Source organism: Pseudomonas sp. Mb7, assembly GCF_054790525.1.
In genome coordinates this window covers 5,332,911-5,350,876 of the sequence record NZ_CP186501.1, presented here as the reverse complement: position 1 = coordinate 5,350,876, position 17,966 = coordinate 5,332,911, and the positions used below count along the sequence as shown (strand labels likewise).

Annotated in this window: 18 protein-coding genes and 1 other RNA gene; 10 read left to right on the top strand and 9 right to left on the bottom strand. The window is 61.6% G+C overall.

Translation table 11 applies throughout. The annotated features are described in order from the left end of the window. Nucleotides 1-978, bottom strand: coding sequence for an NADPH:quinone oxidoreductase family protein (locus ACOYXH_RS24200; RefSeq protein ID WP_460409990.1), 978 nt, complete (start codon nt 976-978; stop codon nt 1-3). A gap of 150 nt (nt 979-1,128) precedes the next feature. Between ACOYXH_RS24200 and ACOYXH_RS24195 the strand changes: the two genes are divergently transcribed. Beyond that, on the top strand, nt 1,129-1,536 hold the full coding sequence (locus ACOYXH_RS24195; RefSeq protein ID WP_027610485.1) for a flagellar basal body-associated protein FliL: 408 nt from the start codon (nt 1,129-1,131) through the stop codon (nt 1,534-1,536). 16 nt (nt 1,537-1,552) lie between these two features. Here the strand turns inward: ACOYXH_RS24195 and ACOYXH_RS24190 are convergent, their stop codons facing one another. From ACOYXH_RS24190 to ACOYXH_RS24175, 4 genes are all read right to left on the bottom strand, one after another. Beyond that, nucleotides 1,553-2,671 (bottom strand): ABC transporter permease, encoded by a 1,119-nt coding sequence (locus tag ACOYXH_RS24190; protein ID WP_095049386.1) that lies wholly within the window; start codon nt 2,669-2,671, stop codon nt 1,553-1,555. Continuing rightward, entirely contained in the window at nt 2,671-5,409 is a 2,739-nt protein-coding gene (gene rbbA / locus ACOYXH_RS24185; RefSeq protein ID WP_460409989.1) for a ribosome-associated ATPase/putative transporter RbbA, read from the bottom strand. The genes ACOYXH_RS24190 and rbbA overlap by 1 nt, the downstream gene beginning before the upstream one ends. Next, a complete protein-coding gene (locus tag ACOYXH_RS24180; RefSeq protein ID WP_095049388.1) occupies nt 5,406-6,371 on the bottom strand; it encodes an HlyD family secretion protein in 966 nt (321 codons plus the stop codon). The genes rbbA and ACOYXH_RS24180 overlap by 4 nt, the downstream gene beginning before the upstream one ends. 121 nt (nt 6,372-6,492) lie before the next feature. Further along, entirely contained in the window at nt 6,493-6,942 is a 450-nt protein-coding gene (locus ACOYXH_RS24175; protein WP_095049389.1) for an EVE domain-containing protein, read from the bottom strand. Between the two features lie 197 nt (nt 6,943-7,139). Between ACOYXH_RS24175 and ACOYXH_RS24170 the strand changes: the two genes are divergently transcribed. Then, nucleotides 7,140-7,295: a hypothetical protein gene (locus ACOYXH_RS24170; RefSeq protein WP_016985917.1), complete on the top strand. Its 156-nt coding sequence runs from the start codon at nt 7,140-7,142 to the stop codon at nt 7,293-7,295. 36 nt (nt 7,296-7,331) lie between these two features. Here the strand turns inward: ACOYXH_RS24170 and ACOYXH_RS24165 are convergent, their stop codons facing one another. From ACOYXH_RS24165 to ACOYXH_RS24150, 4 genes are all read right to left on the bottom strand, one after another. Continuing rightward, nucleotides 7,332-7,937 carry a 5-formyltetrahydrofolate cyclo-ligase gene (locus tag ACOYXH_RS24165; protein ID WP_093429753.1) on the bottom strand — a complete coding sequence of 202 codons (606 nt, stop codon included), beginning with the start codon at nt 7,935-7,937 and terminating at the stop codon, nt 7,332-7,334. A 79-nt stretch (nt 7,938-8,016) separates the two neighbouring features. Further along, nucleotides 8,017-8,195: non-coding RNA, 6S RNA (gene ssrS / locus ACOYXH_RS24160), on the bottom strand. A gap of 30 nt (nt 8,196-8,225) precedes the next feature. Then, a complete protein-coding gene (locus ACOYXH_RS24155) occupies nt 8,226-8,543 on the bottom strand; it encodes a cell division protein ZapA (RefSeq protein ID WP_093429754.1) in 318 nt (105 codons plus the stop codon). Next, a complete protein-coding gene (locus ACOYXH_RS24150; protein WP_007911197.1) occupies nt 8,540-8,749 on the bottom strand; it encodes a TIGR02449 family protein in 210 nt (69 codons plus the stop codon). Before ACOYXH_RS24150 ends, ACOYXH_RS24155 begins: the two co-directional genes overlap by 4 nt. Before the next feature lie 125 nt (nt 8,750-8,874). Between ACOYXH_RS24150 and ACOYXH_RS24145 the strand changes: the two genes are divergently transcribed. The 8 genes from ACOYXH_RS24145 (at nt 8,875) to gcvT (ending at nt 17,922) form a co-directional block, all read left to right on the top strand. Then, nucleotides 8,875-9,435 carry a YecA/YgfB family protein gene (locus ACOYXH_RS24145; protein ID WP_095049390.1) on the top strand — a complete coding sequence of 187 codons (561 nt, stop codon included), beginning with the start codon at nt 8,875-8,877 and terminating at the stop codon, nt 9,433-9,435. Nucleotides 9,436-9,462: 27 nt separating this feature from the next. Further along, nucleotides 9,463-10,797, top strand: coding sequence for a Xaa-Pro aminopeptidase (gene pepP / locus ACOYXH_RS24140; protein WP_460409988.1), 1,335 nt, complete (start codon nt 9,463-9,465; stop codon nt 10,795-10,797). Further along, nucleotides 10,794-11,981: a 2-octaprenyl-6-methoxyphenyl hydroxylase gene (gene ubiH / locus ACOYXH_RS24135; protein WP_095049392.1), complete on the top strand. Its 1,188-nt coding sequence runs from the start codon at nt 10,794-10,796 to the stop codon at nt 11,979-11,981. The genes pepP and ubiH overlap by 4 nt, the downstream gene beginning before the upstream one ends. Then, the gene (locus ACOYXH_RS24130; RefSeq protein WP_460409987.1) at nt 11,974-12,459 is read left to right on the top strand and encodes a DUF4442 domain-containing protein; all 486 of its coding nucleotides are present in this window, start codon (nt 11,974-11,976) and stop codon (nt 12,457-12,459) included. Before ubiH ends, ACOYXH_RS24130 begins: the two co-directional genes overlap by 8 nt. 9 nt (nt 12,460-12,468) lie before the next feature. Continuing rightward, entirely contained in the window at nt 12,469-13,686 is a 1,218-nt protein-coding gene (locus ACOYXH_RS24125; protein ID WP_177409260.1) for a 2-octaprenyl-3-methyl-6-methoxy-1,4-benzoquinol hydroxylase, read from the top strand. A gap of 221 nt (nt 13,687-13,907) precedes the next feature. After that, the gene (locus ACOYXH_RS24120; protein ID WP_460409986.1) at nt 13,908-14,912 is read left to right on the top strand and encodes an extracellular solute-binding protein; all 1,005 of its coding nucleotides are present in this window, start codon (nt 13,908-13,910) and stop codon (nt 14,910-14,912) included. A 154-nt stretch (nt 14,913-15,066) separates the two neighbouring features. Then, complete coding sequence (locus ACOYXH_RS24115; RefSeq protein WP_095049396.1) at nt 15,067-16,683, top strand: ABC transporter permease; 1,617 nt, start codon at nt 15,067-15,069, stop codon at nt 16,681-16,683. A gap of 156 nt (nt 16,684-16,839) precedes the next feature. Next, the gene (gene gcvT / locus ACOYXH_RS24110) at nt 16,840-17,922 is read left to right on the top strand and encodes a glycine cleavage system aminomethyltransferase GcvT (protein ID WP_320413629.1); all 1,083 of its coding nucleotides are present in this window, start codon (nt 16,840-16,842) and stop codon (nt 17,920-17,922) included. The last annotated feature ends 44 nt before the right edge of the window (nt 17,923-17,966 follow it).

Sequence of the window (17,966 nt, the reverse complement as noted above, 5' to 3'; positions counted from 1 at the left end):
TCAGCGCACTTGCACTACAACCTTGCCCACGGCCTTGCGCTGGCCAAGATCATTGATCGCCTGCGCCGCATTGCTTAGCGGATACACCTGCGATACCAGCGGTTTCAACTTGCCCTCGGCAAACCAGCCGAACAACTGCTGGAAGTTCGCCGCGTTGTCCTGCGGCTGGCGCTGGGCGAAGGAACCCCAGAATACGCCGAGTACCGCCGCGCCTTTGAGCAGGGCGAGGTTTACCGGCAGTTCCGGAATGCGCCCGCTGGCGAAGCCCACCACCAGCAGGCGACCATTCCAGGCGATGGCGCGGATGGCTTGGTCGAACAGATCACCGCCGACCGGGTCGTAAATCACGTCGGCGCCCTGGCCGTCGGTGAGGCGTTTGATTTCTTCCTTGAGGCTGGTTTCGCTGTAGTTGATCAGCTCATCGGCGCCGGCAGCCTTGGCCACGGCGAGCTTCTCCGCGCTGCTGGCGGCAGCAATGACGCGGGCGCCCATGGCTTTGCCGATTTCCACCGCCGCCAGGCCGACGCCGCCGGATGCACCGAGTACCAGCAGGGTTTCCCCCGCTTGCAGGTTGGCGCGTTGCTTGAGGGCGTGCATCGAGGTGCCGTAAGTCATGCTGAACGCGGCGGCGGTGTTGAAGTCCATCGACGGCGGAATCGGCAGCACGTTGTAGCCCGGCACCGCGACCTGTTCAGCGAAGCTGCCCCAACCGGTCAGGGCCATGACCCGGTCGCCGACCTTGAGGTGGCTGATCTTTTCCCCGACCTCCGTGACCACGCCAGCCGCTTCACCACCCGGCGAGAACGGGAAGGGTGGCTTGAACTGGTACTTGCCCTCGATGATCAGCGTGTCCGGGAAGTTGACCCCGGCGGCGTGCACCTCCAGGAGGATTTCGTTCTTCTTCGCGACAGGGCTGGCGACGTCTTCCAGCACCAGCGATTCGGCAGGGCCGAAGGCTTTGCACAGCACGGCTTTCATCAGGGCTATTCCTTTGGGAGTGATGGCCGATAAGTGTAGGTGTGTCAGTCAACGGGTCAACGAGCATGCCCGGCCCTGATAGTCAGCCATAAGCTTGTGCTTGCGTGGCGGGTCGTTATGCTAGGCCGCAAACCGGATAAGGAGCGAATTGTGAAAGCGTGGATCATGTTGTTGCTGGCCCTGTCTCTGCCTGTGGCAGCGCTGGCCGAAGAAGCTAAAGAAGGCGAGGCGCCGAAGGTCAACTACATCACCCTGAGCCCGCCGTTCGTGGGCAACTACGGGTTGGACGGCACGCCGAAGCTTAAGGTTTACAAGGCCGATGTGGCATTGCGCGTGACCGGTGAGGAGGCGACCAAACTGGTCAAGGCCAACGAGCCGCTGATCCGTAATCAGCTGGTGGCACTGTTCACCCAGCAGACCACCGAGGCGATGGGCAGCATCGAGGGTAAAGAGAAGCTGCGTCAGGAAGCGTTGAAGCAGACCCAGCAAGTGATGAATGACGAGACCGGCAAGCCGGTGGTTGAGGATCTGTTGTTCAATAACCTGATCATTCAGTAAGTGCGTTGGCTGCTGTTCAGGACGCCAGGCTTTTGCGAAAGCGCGCCAGCGCGATGACGAAGAACAGCAGGCCGATGGCCGTCAGCGCCAGCAAGTCCGGCCAGACCACGCTCAGCCCGGCGTCGCGAAACAGAATCGCGGCGCTGAGGCTGACAAAATGTGTGGACGGCGAGCCCTGCATGACCCACTGCAGCCATTGCGGCATGCTGTCCAATGGCGTGCTGCCACCCGACAGCAGCAACATCGGGATGATCACCGGAATCGCCAGCAAGCCGAACTGCGGTGTCGAGCGTGCGAGTGTCGCCAGAAAGATCCCCAACGCGGTACTGGCAAACAGATAAACCGCAGTCACCAGCAAAAACAGGCTCATCGAGCCGGACAGCGGCACGCCGAGTGCGCCTTTGACCACCACCTCCAGCGACAGCCAGGTGCACAGCACCACCACCAGCAGGTTGCTCCAGATTTTCGCCAGCATGATTTCCAGCGCCGTCAGCGGCAGCACCAGCAAATGGTCAAGCGTGCCGTGCTCGCGTTCGCGCAGCAGCGCCGTGCCCGTGAGGATGATTGCCAGAATGGTGATGTTGTTGACGATCTGAATCACCGCCAGAAACCAGCCACCCTCCAGGTTGGTGTTGAACAGCGCGCGGGTGGTCAGTTGAATCGGCGTTTTGCTCGCGGCATCGCCCTGGTCGCCATAGGCCTGCAGCTCGCGCTGGAAAATCCGGCTGATGTAGCCAGCGCCCATGAACGCCTGGCTCATCGCGGTGGCATCGACGTTGACCTGAATGGCCGGTTGCCGCGCCGCCAGTAGATCGGTTTGAAACCCCGCCGGAATGTTGATCACGAAAGTGTACTGGCCGCTGTCCATGACCTGGTCCAGTTGCGGGTAGGGGAGCAGCACTGGCGTCTGGAATTCCGGCGGTTGCAGGGCCTGGGCCAACTGGCGCGAGAGGGCGCTGTGGTCTTCGTCGACGATCGCCACGCTGGCGTTGTGCACGCCGATCACCGAGCCGGCGGCAGGCATGTAGATCGCCACGGTGAAGGCGTAGAACAGGAACAGCAGCAACACGCTGTCGTGGCGCAGGCTGGTCAGTTCCTTGAGCCCCAGGCGCAGGATGTGCGCGAACTTGTGCATCAGGCCTCCTGCTTTTTCAGCATGATCAGGCTCAGCCCGGTGAACCCGACAAAGAACCCGAACAGCGCCAGGCACTGCGGCCACAGCTGCCGCAGGTCCAGCGCTTTGGTGAACGTCCCCACGGCAATGTCGAGAAAGTGTCCTGCCGGAAACAGCATGCCCATCACCGCAGCCGCTCCTTCCAGTGAAGAACGCGGCACGATAAGTCCGGAGAACTGGATGGTCGGCAGGCTGGTAATGATCATGGTGCCGAGGATCGCGGCGATTTGCGTGCGGGTGAACGCCGAGATCAGCAGGCCCATGCTAGTGGTCGCTAGCACATACAGCAGGCCGCCAAACGCCAGCGTCAGCAGGCTGCCCTTGAACGGCACGCCAAACAGCCAGCGGTTCATCGCCACCAGCAGCGCGAGATTGACCAGACTGACCAGCAGGTATGGCGCCTGTTTGCCCAGCAGAAACTCCAGGCGGGTCAGGGGCGTGGCGTAGAAGTTGGTGATCGAGCCGAGTTCTTTTTCGCGCACGATGCCGAGTGCGGTGAGCATAGCCGGAATGAACGCCAGAATCAGCGCCATGACCCCGGGGCCAATAGCGTTGACGCTGACCACATCCTGGTTGTAGCGAAAGCGCGTTTCCAGGCTGGCACCCGCCTGGTGGTTGATGGCGGGGCTGCTCTGTTCGGCCAACTGTTGCAGGTTGGCCAGGTGCACTGCTTCGACATAATTGCGGCTGGTCTCGGCGCGAAACGGCATGCCGCCGTCCAGCCACGCCGCCACCGCAGGCTGGCGTCCGGCGTACAGGTCGCGGCCAAATCCGGGCGGGATTTCCAGCGCCAGTTTGATTTCCGAGCGTTGCAGGCGGCGGTGCAGCTCTTGAGCGTCGTGGATGGCTGGCCGTTCATCGAAGTAGCGCGAGCCGCGAAAGGCTTCCAGATAGGTTCGGCTCTGCGGGGTTTGATCCTGATCGTAAACGGCGAACGCGAGGTTCTCTACGTCGAGGGAAATTCCATAGCCGAAAATCACCATCATGAAAATCGCCCCCGCCAGCGCAAAAGCCATGCGCACTTTGTCGCGCAGCAGCTCCTTGCCTTCGCGACTGGCCACGGCCAGCAGGCGACCGAGGCTGAAACCGCGTTGCTGGTCTGGCGGCGCGGCGGCTGGCGCTGATGGCGCTGTCGGCGCTGTCGGCGATTCACTCGCGGGAGGCGATGGGGCAGTGCCTTGGGCCTGTTCCAGACACGTCACGAAAGCGGCTTCCAGCGTCTCTCCGGCAAACTGACGCTGCAGCGCTGCCGGGGTGTCGCAAGCGAGGACTTTGCCGGCTTGCATCAGCGAAATGCGGTCGCAGCGCTGGGCTTCGTTCATGAAGTGGGTGGAGAGAAAAATCGTCACGCCTTGCTCGCGGGACAGTTCGATCAGCAGTCGCCAGAAGTCATCACGGGCTGCCGGGTCGACGCCGGAGGTCGGCTCATCGAGGATCAGCACTTCCGGACGATGCAACACCGCGACCGCCAGCGACAGGCGTTGACGCAGCCCGAGAGGCAGGGCACCGGACGGCTGATCGGCGACGCTGAGCAGGTTGAAGCGCTGAATCAATGCGTCGATGCGTTGCGCGCTTTCGGACTTGGGCAAGTCGAACAGACGGGCGTGCAGCTCAAGGTTCTGCCGCACGCTGAGTTCGCCATACAGCGAAAAGCTCTGGGACATGAAGCCGACCCGCTTGCGCGTGGCCAGATCCTTGGCGTTCACCGGATTGCCCAGCAGTGTCGCGCTGCCTTCGCTGGCCGGCATCAGCCCGGTCAGGACTTTCATGGTCGTGGTCTTGCCGCAGCCGTTGGAGCCGAGAAAACCGAAAATCTCGCCGCGACCGATGGCGAAGCTGACGTGATCCACCGCAGTGAAGTCGCCGAAGCGCAGCGTCAGGTCGTGGGCTTCGATGGCAATGTCGGTGGTACCGCCAGTACGCGGCGGAATGACCAACGGCTGAGCGTCGTGATGACTGTCGCCCTGGAAGTGTGTGAAGGCTTCATCGAGTTTGCCGCTGGGGGTGACGGCCGCTAGCTCGCGGCTCAGACCGGTGGCAATCAACTGGCCGTTGTCGAGCATCAGGCAATGCTCGAACTGTTCAGCTTCTTCCATATACGCAGTGGCGACCAGCAGGGTCAATTGCGGGCGCTCGCGCCGTACATCGTCGATCAGCTCCCAGAAGCGTCGGCGTGAGAGCGGGTCGACGCCGGTGGTCGGCTCATCGAGAATCAACAGATCCGGCTCATGGATCAGCGCGCAGCACAGGCCCAGCTTCTGTTTCATGCCGCCGGACAACTTGCCTGCAGGGCGCTCGGCGAACTTTAGCAGGTCGGTGGCGAGCAGCAGATTGTGCATGCGTTGCTCGCTGTCGGCTTTCGACAGGCCGAACAGCGTGGCAAAGAACTGGATGTTTTCGCGGATCGACAACTCGGGATACAGGTTGCCGCCCAAGCCCTGGGGCATGAAGGCGATGCGCGCATACAGCGTGTCGCGGTGGCGGCGCTGCTGGATCGGCCCGCCGAGGACGTCCAGTTGCCCTTGCTGCAAGGCCTTCACGCCGGCGATCAGCCCGAGCAGGCTGGACTTGCCCGCGCCATCGGGGCCGATCAGCCCGCAACGGGTGCCGGCTGGCAGGCTGAAGGTGATATCGCTCAGTGCTTGCTGTTTGCCGTAGCGGTGCGCGATAGCGTTCGCCTGAACCGCGAGGCTGTTCATTGCAGATTGGCCGGCCAGGCAATCGGCGCGGTGCGCACATAACCGGCGCCGGGCATGCCGGGCTTGGCTTGCGGCACGGCGCTGGGTTGGGTCAGGCGCAGCTTGACGCGGAACACCAGTTTTTGCCGCTCGTCACGGGTCTCGACCTCTTTGGGGGTGAACTGCGATTTGCCGGCGACGAAACTGATCTTCGCCGGCAAGGGTTTGTCGGGCAGGGCATCGAGCAGCACCCGGGCTTCATCGCCTACGGCCAGACGCCCGGCCACCGAGGCAGACAGGTAGAGGTTCATGTACTGATCGTTGGGATCAATCAACAGCAGGACGCGGCCACCGGCCCCCAGCACTTCGCCGGGTTCGGCCATGCGCAACTGGATCACCCCATCAATCGGCGCGCGCAGGCTGCTGTCGTCGATTTCGCTGGTCAGTTGAGCGACCTGTGCCTGCGCCGCGCCGATCGCTGCAGCGACCGCCGACACTTGGGCGCGGGCCGCCGTCACGGCAGCATTGCCGGTGCCGATACGCGACTGCAATTGATCGATAACCTGGGCGCTGACGAAACCGTGCTTGAACAGCGACTGAGAGCGCCCGAGTTCCTGCTGGGCCAGCAGCAATTCACTCTGGCGCAATTGCACATTGGCCTCGGCGGCGTTGAGGTTTTCCCGGGCGCGCAAGACTTCGGCTTCGGCTTGAGTGCGCTGGGCTTCGAGGGTGCGGGTATCCATGCGCGCGAGCAGTTGGCCCTTGTTGACCTTGTCGCCTTCATCGACCAGCACCTCGGCCAGGCGTCCAGGTGTCTTGCTGGCGATCTGCACTTCGGTGGCTTCCAGCCGCCCGTTGCCCATCGACAGCCCTTCGACCAGACGGCTGCTGATCGACATCCAGTAACCGAGCCCGCCGGCGGCGGCGAGTAACACCAGAAGCGACCCGGCGTATAAAAGTGAAGAGCGGCTGTGCGTCGACATGGGGGCATCCTGCGGCTGTGGCGTGCAGTCTGACTGTTCAAGCGTTGCAGTCGCTTGATGTCAGTCAACCGAGCGCCAAGCCTAGCCCCTTTTTCGGCTAATAACCGTGACCGGGCAGTTCTCAGCGCAAGCCGAGCACGGCGGCCCACTGTTCGGCCGTCACGGGCATGACCGACAGGCGACTGCCTTTTTGCACCAGTGGCATGTCGGCCAGCGCGGTTTGCTGCTTGAGGTAATCCAGCTTCAATACCCGGGCGAACGTCTCTACGTGGGCAACATCAATCGCGCTCCAGGCGTTTTTCTCGGGTGTAGCTTTCGCATCGAAGTAATGACTCTGCGGCTCCAGTGCGGTGGGATCCGGGTACGCCGCTTCGATAATCTTGCCAATCCCTGCAATCCCCGGCTCCGGGCAGCTGGAATGGTAGAAAAAGAACTCGTCACCCACGGCCATCGAGCGCAGGAAGTTACGCGCCTGATAGTTGCGAACTCCGTCCCAGCGCGCTGTGCCGAGCTTTTCCAGACCTTTGATAGAGAGTTCGTCGGGCTCGGACTTCATCAGCCAATAGGCCATGGTTTTTGCTCCTGAAACGGTCATTGGGCAGGTTGTCGGGCAATTTTATGACAAACCGACAGTCGGTTGACGTCAGCGTTTGCGCGCAGGTTCACGTTGTCGCAAAATGCCGGCCTTTAAAGCTTGACGCTGCTGCACGGCCTACGAACGGAAACCGCTGCTGTCATCGTGATGATGTGCCTTGAGGGGGGCAATCGATGAAACGCAAACCGGATCTACTATGGACTTTGGTAATTTTGTTTGGCTTGGGCGTCGTAACCACCGGTTATGCGCAGAGCTTGTGGTCGAACAAGGCCGACGCGCCGATTGAAGTCGCGCAACAGGTGCAACAGTCGACAGCCTTCAAACGCTGAAACGGCTTTCTCGACGCCGCTGATCTGCGCGGCGTCCTATCCCGCGAAATACCACGCCTTGTCGCTGACCGTGCCTTGTAACGGTACATCCCAGCTTGCCTGCGCCAAGCGTTCGACTTTCTGACATTCATGGGCCAGGCCCAGTAGCGTAGGCTTGCGCCAGCTTTTTCGCCGAGCCAGATACGCCAGGCTGCGATCATAGAAACCGCCGCCCATCCCCAGTCGCCCGCCGACATCGTCAAACCCTACCAACGGCAATAACACCAGATCCAGTGCCCAGACCTTGCGTTGCTGTGCCAGATTGGCTCGCGGCTCGAGAATGCGGAAGCGATTGGGTTTAAGTTTCTCGCCGGGACGAATGCGTTGGAAAACCATCTTGGTGCGTGGCCAGGCGCTGAGCACCGGCAGATAAGTCGATTTACCCCGACGTTGGGCTTCGCGCAGCAGAAGGCGCGGATCGATTTCACCATCGGTGGGCAAATACAAAGAGATATGTCTGGCCCGGCGAAAGTGCGGGTCTTGCGCCAGTTGCCGGTACAGGCCCTTGGCGGCCTGGCGTTGTTCGCTCTTGGTCAGCGCACGACGCGCCTTGCGCAGCAGGCGGCGGAGTTGCGGGCGGGGCAGCAGCGCGGGTTCGGTCATGGTTCGGCTTCGGCAGGTTGGACGAAAACGTACGCATAAAAAATCCGATGGCGGTTTTCACCGACATCGGATTCGAATCAGGCTCCCCGGATGAACCGCTGTCAACTTAGCCCTTGAACCCGAAAGTTCAAGGTGGAAGATGCAGTAGACTTTAAGGCTTTCCGTCTAGCGGACATGCACACCAGCCCAACGTGCAACTTCCAGGGTAGTGCGAATCGGCTCAGGGACATCGTCAACTGGCAAGCACCCCAGGGAGTGCCGCGAGTATACCGCAAGCGGCCAGTTGAATCAGCCCTTGCTGGTGTTCTGATCGTCGGCGAGCACCAGATCGACACGATCGAGCAAGTCACGCACCTGTTCACGGGTCGAACCGCTGGCCTGGATGTCCGGACGCTCTTCTTTGTGCAAGAGGTCATGGGTGATGTTCAGCGCGGCCATCACGGCGATACGGTCGGCACCGATGACTTTGCCGCTGCTGCGGATCTCACGCATCTTGCCATCCAGATAGCGCGCGGCACTGACCAGATTGCTGCGTTCTTCCTGCGGGCAGATGATCGAATATTCTTTATCGAGGATCTGCACGGTGACGCTATTGCTTGAACTCATGAGTCTTGCTCCAGGGCCTTGAGGCGCGAAATCATCGATTCGACCTTACGCCGGGCGATTTCGTTTTTTTCAATGAGGTGAGCGCGTTCCTCGCGCCAGGTCTTTTCCTGAGCTAGTAAGAGTGCATTTTGACTCTTTAGTTGCTCGACTCGGCCAATCAACAGTTCGAGTCTGGCCATCAGCGCTTGCAGGTCGGTGTCTTCCATTGTGTCCACGTGTTCGTCTGATGGGGGGTAGCTGGCGGACAGCCTTTAATAGTCTTGGCGAGTCTGTCGATGTAGGATACAAGGCCTTCATTCTAGACATAGCGCCGTCTGGCGCCTAGCTGCCCATGACCAATGCGAATTCCCCGTACCAAGCCTTTGCCACCCTGCTGACTTCCAGCGGCCACAACGTTTCGCCTGCCGAACTGCACGGCGTGCTGCTCGGGCGCAGTTGCGCCGGTGCCGGCTTCGATAACGAAGGCTGGTTGATCGACGCCGCCGAACTGCTCGAAGGCGATATCCAGGACAACGTCCGTAACGCCCTCATCGGCCTGCAAGAGATGGTCAAAGGCGAGCTGACCGGCGACGACGTCACTGTCGTTCTGCTGCTGCCGACCGATGACGCACCGCTGGCTGACCGCGCCGCTGCACTGGGCCAATGGTGCCAGGGCTTCCTCAGCGGTTTCGGCCTGAACTGCCGCGACAGCAGCATGCTCAGCACTGAAGCCACCGAAGTGCTGCAGGATCTGGCCGCCATTTCCCAAGTGCAGGATGCTCTCGAAGAATCCGAAGACGGCGAAACCGACTACATGGAAGTCATGGAGTACCTGCGCGTTGCGCCGTTGCTGCTGTTCTCGGAAACCAAGAAAGCCGACGTGCCGCCAGCCGCCAAGCCGTCGCTGCATTAATCGCGTGCCAGGGAAAGCCATCTGCCCATGACCCATATCCCGAAAGCGGAATACAGCCGTCGCCGCAAGGCCCTGATGGCGCAGATGGAACCCAACAGCATCGCGATCCTGCCCGCCGCCGCGGTCGCCATTCGCAACCGCGACGTCGAGCATGTCTACCGTCAGGACAGCGACTTCCAGTACCTCAGCGGATTTCCCGAGCCGCAAGCCGTCATCGTTTTGATGCCCGGCCGTGAACATGGCGAATACGTGCTGTTCTGCCGTGAGCGCAACGCCGAACGCGAATTGTGGGACGGTTTGCGCGCCGGGCAAGAGGGCGCGATCCGCGACTTCGGTGCCGACGACGCTTTCCCTATTACCGACATCGACGACATCCTCCCCGGCCTGATCGAAGGCCGCGACCGGGTGTATTCGGCGATGGGCAGCAACCCTGAATTCGACCGTCACCTGATGGACTGGATCAACGTGATCCGCTCCAAGGCGCACCTCGGCGCCCAGCCGCCGAACGAATTCGTTGCCCTGGATCATCTGCTGCACGACATGCGTCTGTATAAATCGGCGGCAGAAGTGAAGGTGATGCGCGAAGCCGCACGGATCTCGGCGCAAGCCCACATCCGCGCGATGCAGGCCAGTCGGGCCGGGCTCTACGAGTACAGCCTCGAAGCCGAACTCGACTACGAATTCCGCAAGGGCGGGGCGAAAATGCCGGCTTATGGTTCGATCGTCGCCGCCGGGCGCAATAGCTGCATCCTGCATTACCAGCAGAATGACGCGTTGCTCAAGGACGGCGATCTGGTGTTGATCGACGCCGGTTGCGAGATCGACTGCTACGCCAGCGATATCACCCGCACCTGGCCGGTCAACGGCAAGTTTTCGCCCGAGCAGAAAGCGATCTACGAATTGGTGCTGGCCTCGCAGGAAGCCGCGTTCGCCGAAATCGCCCCGAACAAGCACTGGAATCAAGCGCACGAAGCCACGGTTCGAGTGATTACCACGGGGCTGGTGAAACTGGGATTGCTGCATGGCGAGGTCGACGAGTTGATCGCCAGCGAAGCCTATAAAGCTTTTTACATGCACCGCGCCGGCCACTGGCTGGGTATGGATGTGCATGACGTTGGTGAGTACAAGGTCGGCGGCGAATGGCGAGTGCTCGAGGTCGGCATGGCGCTGACCGTAGAGCCGGGCATCTACATCGCCCCGGACAATCAGAACGTCGCGAAGAAATGGCGCGGCATTGGTGTACGTATCGAGGACGACGTGGTGGTGACCAGAACCGGTTGTGAAATCCTCACCAGCGGCGTGCCGAAAACCGTCGCTGGAATCGAAGCGCTGATGGCGCAAGCAAGGACCCACGCGGCATGAGTCGAGTCAATCTGGCAATCATCGGTGGCGGTCTGGTCGGCGCCAGTCTGGCGTTGGCCTTGCAGGCCGGGGCCAAGGCGCGTGGCTGGAAGATCGTCCTGATCGAGCCGTTCGCTCCCGGCGACAGTTGGCAGCCGAGCTACGACGCACGTTCGTCGGCGCTGTCCTTCGGCTCGCGGCAGATTTATCAACGGCTGGGCGTGTGGCAGGAAATCTCCCGTCGCGCCGAGCCGATCAAACAGATTCACGTCTCCGATCGTGGCCGTTTCTCTACCGCGCGCTTGTCGGCGATGGAAGAGGGTGTGCCAGCGCTCGGTTATGTGGTGGAAAACGCCTGGCTCGGCCAGTGCCTGTGGCAGCACATCGATAAAGACGTGATCAGTTGGCGCTGCCCGGCGGAAGTCACGCGTATGGAACCGCTGCCCGATGGCTATCGCCTGACCCTCAATGATGAAACCACCCTTGAATGCGACCTCGCGGTGCTCGCCGATGGCGGTCGCTCCGGTCTGCGCGAGCAGTTGGGCATCAACGTGCGCAAGCGTCCGTACAACCAGAGCGCGCTGATCGCCAACATCACCCCGAGCGAAGCGCACAACGGCATGGCCTTCGAGCGTTTCACCGACGAAGGGCCGATGGCCTTGCTGCCGCTGCCGGAAAACCGCTGTGCTCTGGTCTGGACCCGTTTGGGCATGGACGCGCAGCGCCTGGCCGATTTGAGCGAGCGCGATTTCCTCAGCGAATTGCAGGGCGTGTTCGGATATCGCCTCGGCACGTTGAAACAGGTTGGCGCGCGGCATCTTTATCCGCTGACGCTGGTCGAGGCCGAAGAACAGGTGCGCTCGCATCTGGCTGTGCTCGGCAACGCGGCGCACAGCCTGCACCCGATTGCCGGTCAGGGTTTCAACTTGTCACTGCGTGATGCCGATGCCTTGGCCGCCGCATTGTTGTCCAGTGAAAAGCCGCTGGGCGACTTCGCCACATTGCAGGCTTATCGCGAGCGTCAACGTCTCGATCAGGATCTCACCGTCGGTTTTTCCGATCAGGTCACACGCCTGTTCGGCAGCACGCAGCCATTGGTTTCGTTGGGCCGTAACATCGGCCTGCTCGGCCTTGATCTGTTGCCGCCGGCCAAGCGCTGGTTTGCCCGTCAGGCCATGGGTTTGGGAACACGTCCGGATGCTTAAGTGGTTGACCGCTAAATTCGGCAGGGCGCGGTTGATGCGTTGGGTGATGACGTTCTACCCGCCGTATCTTGGCGCCGGTGTACGGGTTCGGCATATCAGCGATGATTTCCGCGACGTTCAGGTGTCGATGGGGCTGGGCTGGTACAACCGCAACTACGTCGGCACTCAGTTTGGCGGCAGTCTGTATTCGATGGTCGACCCGTTCTTCATGCTGATGCTCATGGAAAACCTCGGCTCGAAGTACATTGTCTGGGACAAGGCTGCCGACATCGATTTCATTGCACCGGGCAAAGGCCCGGTATTCGCCCGCTTCAATATCGACGAGACCTTGCTCGCCGAGATTCGCCGGCAAACCGCCAACGGCGAGAAATACCTGCCGCAGTTGCAGGTCGACATTCATGACGGCGCCGGCAATCTGGTGGCGCGGGTCGGTAAAACCCTATACGTGCGGCTCAAGCCGCAAGCGAGACAGGCTTAAAGCATGGAAATGCGCGCAGATCTGCTGATTGTCGGAGCCGGAATGGTCGGCAGCGCCCTGGCGTTGGCGTTGCAGGACAGCGGGCTGGAAGTCCTGCTGCTCGATGGCAGCCCGCTGAGCGTCAAGCCGTTCGATGCCGACGCGGCATTTGAACCGCGTGTGAGCGCGCTGTCGGCAGCCAGCCAACGCATCCTCGAACGCCTCGGCGTGTGGGACGGCATCGCCAAGCGCCGCAGCAGCCCGTACACCGACATGCACGTCTGGGACGGCAGCGGCACCGGGCAGATCCATTTCTCGGCGAGCAGTGTGCACGCCGAGGTGCTGGGTCATATCGTCGAAAACCGTGTGGTGCAGGACGCCTTGCTCGACCGTTTGCACGATTGCGATCTGGGCATGCTCGCTAATGCGCGGCTGGAACAGATGCGCCGCTCGGGCGATGACTGGTTGCTGACGCTGGCTGACGGTCGTCAGTTGCGCGCGCCATTGGTGATTGCCGCTGACGGTGCCAACTCGGCCGTTCGCCGCCTCACCGGGATGGCCACGCGCGAGTGGGATTACATGCACCACGCCATCGTCACCAGCGTGCGCAGCAGCAAGTCGCACCAGATGACCGCGTGGCAGCGCTTTACCGATCACGGGCCATTGGCGTTTCTGCCGCTGGAGCGTGACGGGCAGCAGGATTGGTGTTCGATCGTCTGGTCGACCACGCCGAGCGAAGCCGAGCGCTTGATGGCGCTGGATGAAGCGGCGTTCTGCCGAGAGCTGGAGCGTGCCTTTGAAGGCCGCCTCGGCGCAGTCATCAGTGCCGATCCGCGACTGTGCGTGCCGCTGCGTCAGCGTCATGCCAAACGTTACGTGGCTGAAGGCCTGGCGTTGATCGGCGATGCGGCGCACACCATTCACCCGTTGGCGGGGCAGGGTGTGAACCTTGGCTTCCTCGATGCGGCGGTGTTGGCCGAAGTGCTATTGCAGGCGGCCGAGCGTGGCGAGCGTTTGGCGGATGCGAAGGTGCTGAGCCGTTACGAGCGTCGGCGCATGCCGCACAACCTGGCGCTGATGGCGGCGATGGAAGGCTTTGAGCGGTTGTTCCAGGCGGATCCGTTGCCGGTCAGGTGGTTGCGTAATGCCGGGTTGAAGCTGGTGGAGCAGATGCCGGAAGCGAAGGCGCTGTTTGTGCGTGAAGCCCTTGGGTTGACCGGGGATCTTCCGGCCCTCGCCAAACCCTGATCTCTTCGTTGCTGCTGATGGCCTCATCGCGAGCAGGCTCACTCCTACAGGGGAACGCATTCCAACTGTAGGAGTGAGCCTGCTCGCAATGGCGCCCGGCCAGGCACCACAATTTTCAAACTGTGCAACATCTGGTAACTCCTTCAAAAAGAGTTCGATTGAGGTGGTAAATGTGAGTCCTTATCATTTGGCCCACATTTCCCGACCGAGAGACCACTCCCATGTTGGCACCCAAGCGTCTTCTGACCGCACTGGCCCTGACCCTGATCGGCAGCACAACGGCCCAGGCCGCTGATGAGGTGGTGGTTTACTCGTCGCGCATCGATGAGCTGATCAAACCGGTCTTCGATGCGTACACCGCCAAGACTGGGGTGAAGATCAAGTTCATCACCGACAAGGAAGCGCCGCTGATGCAGCGCATCAAGGCCGAAGGTGAGAACGCCACCGCCGACCTGCTGCTCACCGTTGACGCCGGCAACCTCTGGCAAGCCGAGCAGATGGGCATCCTCCAGCCGTTCACTTCGAAAGTCATCGATACCAACATTCCGCTGCAATATCGCTCGTCTACTCACGCCTGGACTGGCCTGAGCCTGCGCGCGCGGACCATCGCCTACTCCACTGAACGCGTGAAGCCGAGCGAGCTGACCACCTACGAAGCACTGGCCGACAAGAACTGGGAAGGGCGCCTGTGCCTGCGTACGGCGAAGAAGGTCTACAACCAGTCGCTGACCGCGACCATGATCGAAGTCCATGGCGCCGAGAAGACCGAAAAGATCCTCAAGGGCTGGGTCAACAACCTCTCCACCGACGTGTTCTCCGATGATGTCGCGGTGCTCGAAGCGATCAACGCCGGGCAATGCGATGTCGGCATCGTCAACACTTACTACTATGGCCGCCTGCACAAGCAGAAGCCCGAGCTGCCGGTGAAACTGTTCTGGCCGAACCAGGCGGATCGTGGCGTGCACGTGAACCTGTCGGGCATTGGCTTGACCAAGCATGCGCCGCACCCGGAAGCGGCCAAGGCTTTGGTTGAGTGGATGACCACACCTGAGGCGCAGAAGATCTTTGCTGACGTGAACCAGGAGTTCCCGGCCAACCCGGCGGTGGCGCCTTCGGAAGAAGTGGCGGCGTGGGGCAAGTTTGTCGCTGACACCTTGCCGGTGGAAGTGGCGGGCAAGCGTCAGGCTGAAGCGATCCGGATGATGGATCGGGCGGGTTGGAATTGAGGCTTTTTCGATAGACTTGTGATCGTTCCCACGCTCTGCGTGGGAATGCATCCATCGACGCTCTGCGTCGTGCCGCCGACAGCGTGACGCAGAGCGTCACAGGATGTGTGCCCACGCAGAGCGTGGGCACAATCATTTGAACGAGACTGTTTCCTTGGCCCACCCCGCCCAACGCCGCTGGTATCCCATCGTCTTCGCCATCGCCGCGCTGGTGCTGTTGCCCCTGAGCGTTCTGCTGCTCTCCTGGCAGACCATCGATCAACAGATCTGGTCGCACCTGTGGCAAACCCAGATGCCGCGCCTGCTGGGCAATACCCTGACGCTGGTCGTTGGCGTCGGTGTCGGTGTGACGCTGCTGGGTGTCAGCCTCGCCTGGCTCACCAGCCTCTGCGAGTTCCCCGGGCGGCGCTGGCTCGACTGGGCGCTGATGCTGCCCTTTGCCATTCCGGCCTACGTACTGGCGTTCGTCTTCGTCGGCCTGCTCGACTTCGCCGGCCCCGTACAAACCCTGCTGCGCGAATGGTTCGGCACCGATCTGCGCCTGCCACGGGTGCGCTCCACCGGCGGGGTGATCATCGTGCTGGTGCTGGTCTTCTATCCCTACGTTTACTTGTTGGCGCGCACCGCATTCCTCGCTCAGGGTAAAGGCCTGATGGAAGCGGCGCGGGTGCTTGGCCAATCGCCGTGGCAAGCGTTCTGGCGTGTGGCGTTGCCGATGGCGCGTCCGGCCATTGGCGCCGGCGTGGCACTGGCGCTGATGGAAACCCTGGCGGATTTCGGCGCGGTCTCGGTGTTCAACTTCGACACCTTCACCACCGCCATCTACAAGACATGGTACGGCTTCTTCAGCCTGTCGAGTGCGGCGCAGCTGGCCAGTCTGTTGCTGCTGGTGGTGATGCTGGTGCTCTACGGCGAACGTCGCGCGCGTGGCGCCAATCGGGCGGGCAACGAGCGGCCACGGGTGAAAGCCCTGTATCACTTGCGCGGGCTCAAGGCGTTCGCGGCGATGAGCTGGTGCGCACTGGTGTTCGCCTGCGCCTTCGTCATTCCGCTGCTGCAACTGATCGTCTGGTTCTGGCAGCGCGGCCGTTTCGATCTGGACGAGCGCTACGCGGGGCTGATCCTGCACACCTTGTATTTGGGCGGCATGGCGGCGCTGATTACCGTCAGTGTTGCGCTGTTGTTGGCGTTTGCCCGGCGGCTGGCGCCGACGCAGGCGATCAACTCTGGTGTTGGTCTGGCCAACCTGGGCTACGCCTTGCCGGGTTCGGTGTTGGCCGTGTCGATCATGCTGGCGTTCAGTTATTTGGATCGCGAGCTGGTGATTCCACTCTCCGGTTGGCTCGGCGGCGCGGGCAAACCGCTGCTGCTTGGCAGTCTGGCGGCGTTGCTGATGGCCTATCTGGTGCGTTTTATTGCGGTGGCGTACGGGCCGCTGGAAAGCAGTCTGGCGCGTATACGGCCCTCTTTGCCCGAAGCAGCACGTAGCCTGGGTGTCAGTGGGCCGCGACTGTTTTTCAAAGTGTATCTGCCGCTGTTGCTGCCCGGCGCGCTGAGCGCGGCGCTGCTGGTGTTCGTCGATGTGCTCAAGGAAATGCCCGCGACCCTGCTGATGCGCCCGTTTGGCTGGGACACGCTGGCGGTGCGGATCTTTGAAATGACCAGTGAAGGTGAATGGGCGAGGGCGTCTTTGCCAGCGCTGACCCTGGTTCTGGTCGGTCTATTGCCGGTCATCGGACTGATCCGCCGCTCGGCGCACCGAAACACTTAGTCGTCAGTCCTGAATCATGCGGCTACAATGCGCGGCATTCGGTGCGGTTCGTCTGACAGACCCGTTCGCTGAAATCGGCTGAAAGCCTTCTATTTCGCGGCTTTCACCCCGTACAGCGGCTGTCCGCACCTTCGCCACGCCCGGAAGGAGAAACCCATGGGACAGCGTACGCCTCTGTATGACCTGCATCTCGCCCTCGGCGCGAAGATGGTCGATTTTGGCGGTTGGGACATGCCACTGCATTACGGCTCGCAGGTCGAGGAGCACCACGAAGTGCGCCGCGATTGCGGGGTGTTCGATGTTTCCCACATGACCGTGATCGATGTCACCGGCACCCAGGCCAAGGCCTGGCTGCAGCATTTGCTGGCCAATGATGTCGACCGCCTGCACCGCCCCGGTCGTGCGTTGTACAGCACCATGCTCAACGAGCGTGGCGGCATCGTCGACGACATGATCGTCTACCGCCTCGACGGCGCTTATCGACTGGTGTTCAACGCTTCGACCCGCGATCAGGATCTGGCCTGGATGAGCGCGCAGCGCGGCGATTACGACGTGCAGCTGCACGAGCGCTCCGAGCTGGCGATGCTCGCCATCCAAGGCCCACAGGCCCGGCACAAGATTGCCGAACTGGTGACCCAGTCGCGCGCCACGCTGATCCAGCACCTCAAACCCTTCGAAGGCTATACCGACGGTGACTGGTTCATCGCGCGTACCGGTTATACCGGTGAAGATGGCCTGGAAATCTGCCTGCCGGCCAATCAGGCGCCGGGGTTCTTCAACGATCTGGTCGGTGCCGGCATTTCCCCGATCGGCCTCGGTGCCCGCGATACCCTGCGGGTTGAAGCCGGTATGAACCTCTACGGTCAGGACATTCACCAAGACGTTTCGCCATTGGCCTCGAACATGGCCTGGAGCATTGCCTGGGAACCGGCCACCCGCCAGTTCATCGGCCGTGCTGCGCTGGAGGCGGAAAAAGCTGCCGGCATTGCGCACAAACTGGTTGGTCTGGTCCTGGAAGAACGTGGTGTTTTGCGCGCTCATCAAGTGGTTCGCATCGCCGATGTTGGCGAAGGGGAGATCACCAGTGGTAGTTTCTCTCCTACGCTGAGCAAATCGATTGCCCTGGCGCGTGTTCCGATGGCCACCGCCGACCGCGCCGAAGTGGAAATCCGTGGCAAGTGGTACCCGGTACGGGTGGTCAAACCGACCTTCGTACGCCATGGCAAAACTTTGATCTAACCTTTTTCCGGCGGGCATGACCGCTGACCCAATTCCAGAGGACA